Raw genomic sequence first — 2,949 nt, 5'->3', positions numbered from 1 at the left:
AATCCGCCAAAACATCTTCGGCGTTGTAAGGTTAAGCCTCACGGTTCATTAGTACCGGTTAGCTCAACGCATCGCTGCGCTTACACACCCGGCCTATCAACGTCATCGTCTTTAACGTTCCTTCAGGAGACTTAAAGTCTCAGGGAGAACTCATCTCGGGGCAAGTTTCGTGCTTAGATGCTTTCAGCACTTATCTCTTCCGCATTTAGCTACCGGGCAGTGCCATTGGCATGACAACCCGAACACCAGTGATGCGTCCACTCCGGTCCTCTCGTACTAGGAGCAGCCCCCCTCAATTCTCCAGCGCCCACGGCAGATAGGGACCGAACTGTCTCACGACGTTCTAAACCCAGCTCGCGTACCACTTTAAATGGCGAACAGCCATACCCTTGGGACCTACTTCAGCCCCAGGATGTGATGAGCCGACATCGAGGTGCCAAACACCGCCGTCGATATGAACTCTTGGGCGGTATCAGCCTGTTATCCCCGGAGTACCTTTTATCCGTTGAGCGATGGCCCTTCCATTCAGAACCACCGGATCACTATGACCTGCTTTCGCACCTGCTCGCGCCGTCACGCTCGCAGTCAAGCTAGCTTATGCCATTGCACTAACCTCCTGATGTCCGACCAGGATTAGCTAACCTTCGTGCTCCTCCGTTACGCTTTGGGAGGAGACCGCCCCAGTCAAACTACCCACCAGACACTGTCCGCAACCCCGGTAAGGGGCCAACGTTAGAACATCAAACATTAAAGGGTGGTATTTCAAGGTTGGCTCCACGCAGACTGGCGTCCACGCTTCAAAGCCTCCCACCTATCCTACACATCAAGGCTCAATGTTCAGTGTCAAGCTATAGTAAAGGTTCACGGGGTCTTTCCGTCTTGCCGCGGGTACACTGCATCTTCACAGCGAGTTCAATTTCACTGAGTCTCGGGTGGAGACAGCCTGGCCATCATTACGCCATTCGTGCAGGTCGGAACTTACCCGACAAGGAATTTCGCTACCTTAGGACCGTTATAGTTACGGCCGCCGTTTACCGGGGCTTCGATCAAGAGCTTCTCCTTACGGATAACCCCATCAATTAACCTTCCGGCACCGGGCAGGCGTCACACCGTATACGTCCACTTTCGTGTTTGCACAGTGCTGTGTTTTTAATAAACAGTTGCAGCCAGCTGGTATCTTCGACTGGTCTCAGCTCCATCCGCAGGGACTTCACCTACACACCAGCGTGCCTTCTCCCGAAGTTACGGCACCATTTTGCCTAGTTCCTTCACCCGAGTTCTCTCAAGCGCCTTGGTATTCTCTACCTGACCACCTGTGTCGGTTTGGGGTACGATTTGATGTTACCTGATGCTTAGAGGCTTTTCCTGGAAGCAGGGCATTTGTTACTTCAGCACCGTAGTGCCTCGTCATCACACCTCAGCCTTGATTATCCGGATTTGCCTGGACAACCAGCCTACATGCTTAAACCGGGACAACCGTCGCCCGGCTAACATAGCCTTCTCCGTCCCCCCTTCGCAGTAACACCAAGTACAGGAATATTAACCTGTTTCCCATCGACTACGCCTTTCGGCCTCGCCTTAGGGGTCGACTCACCCTGCCCCGATTAACGTTGGACAGGAACCCTTGGTCTTCCGGCGAGCGGGCTTTTCACCCGCTTTATCGTTACTTATGTCAGCATTCGCACTTCTGATACCTCCAGCATGCCTCACAGCACACCTTCGCAGGCTTACAGAACGCTCCCCTACCCAACAACACATAGTGTCGCTGCCGCAGCTTCGGTGCATGGTTTAGCCCCGTTACATCTTCCGCGCAGGCCGACTCGACCAGTGAGCTATTACGCTTTCTTTAAATGATGGCTGCTTCTAAGCCAACATCCTGGCTGTCTGTGCCTTCCCACATCGTTTCCCACTTAACCATGACTTTGGGACCTTAGCTGGCGGTCTGGGTTGTTTCCCTCTTCACGACGGACGTTAGCACCCGCCGTGTGTCTCCCGTGATAACATTCTTCGGTATTCGTAGTTTGCATCGGGTTGGTAAGTCGGGATGACCCCCTAGCCGAAACAGTGCTCTACCCCCGAAGATGAATTCACGAGGCGCTACCTAAATAGCTTTCGGGGAGAACCAGCTATCTCCCGGTTTGATTGGCCTTTCACCCCCAGCCACAAGTCATCCGCTAATTTTTCAACATTAGTCGGTTCGGTCCTCCAGTTAGTGTTACCCAACCTTCAACCTGCCCATGGCTAGATCACCGGGTTTCGGGTCTATACCCTGCAACTTAACGCCCAGTTAAGACTCGGTTTCCCTGCGGCTCCCCTATACGGTTAACCTTGCTACAGAATATAAGTCGCTGACCCATTATACAAAAGGTACGCAGTCACACCCGAAGGTGCTCCCACTGCTTGTACGTACACGGTTTCAGGTTCTTTTTCACTCCCCTCGCCGGGGTTCTTTTCGCCTTTCCCTCACGGTACTGGTTCACTATCGGTCAGTCAGGAGTATTTAGCCTTGGAGGATGGTCCCCCCATATTCAGACAGGATACCACGTGTCCCGCCCTACTCTTCGAGTTCACAACCTGTGCATTTTGGTGTACGGGACTATCACCCTGTACCGTCGGACTTTCCAGACCGTTCCACTAACACACAAGCTGATTCAGACTCTGGGCTGCTCCCCGTTCGCTCGCCGCTACTGGGGGAATCTCGGTTGATTTCTTTTCCTCGGGGTACTTAGATGTTTCAGTTCCCCCGGTTCGCCTCGTTAACCTATGTATTCAGTTAACGATAGTGTGACGAATCACACTGGGTTTCCCCATTCGGACATCGCCGGTTATAACGGTTCATATCACCTTACCGACGCTTTTCGCAGATTAGCACGTCCTTCATCGCCTCTGACTGCCAGGGCATCCACCGTGTACGCTTAGTCGCTTAACCTCACAACCCGAAGATGTTTC

At 52.9% G+C, this 2,949-nt stretch carries 1 rRNA gene; it reads right to left on the bottom strand.

Features of this window, described 5'->3' with window-relative positions:
* Window positions 1-27: 27 nt before the first annotated feature.
* Window positions 28-2,929, bottom strand: a 23S ribosomal RNA gene (locus RRF55_RS26960).
* Window positions 2,930-2,949 lie beyond the last annotated feature (20 nt).

It is taken from the genome of Klebsiella sp. K47, assembly GCF_051858335.1.
GTDB lineage: Bacteria > Pseudomonadota > Gammaproteobacteria > Enterobacterales > Enterobacteriaceae > Klebsiella > Klebsiella pneumoniae.
Note: the sequence above shows the minus strand (reverse complement) of the source record. Positions and strands in the feature narration are given on the sequence as shown.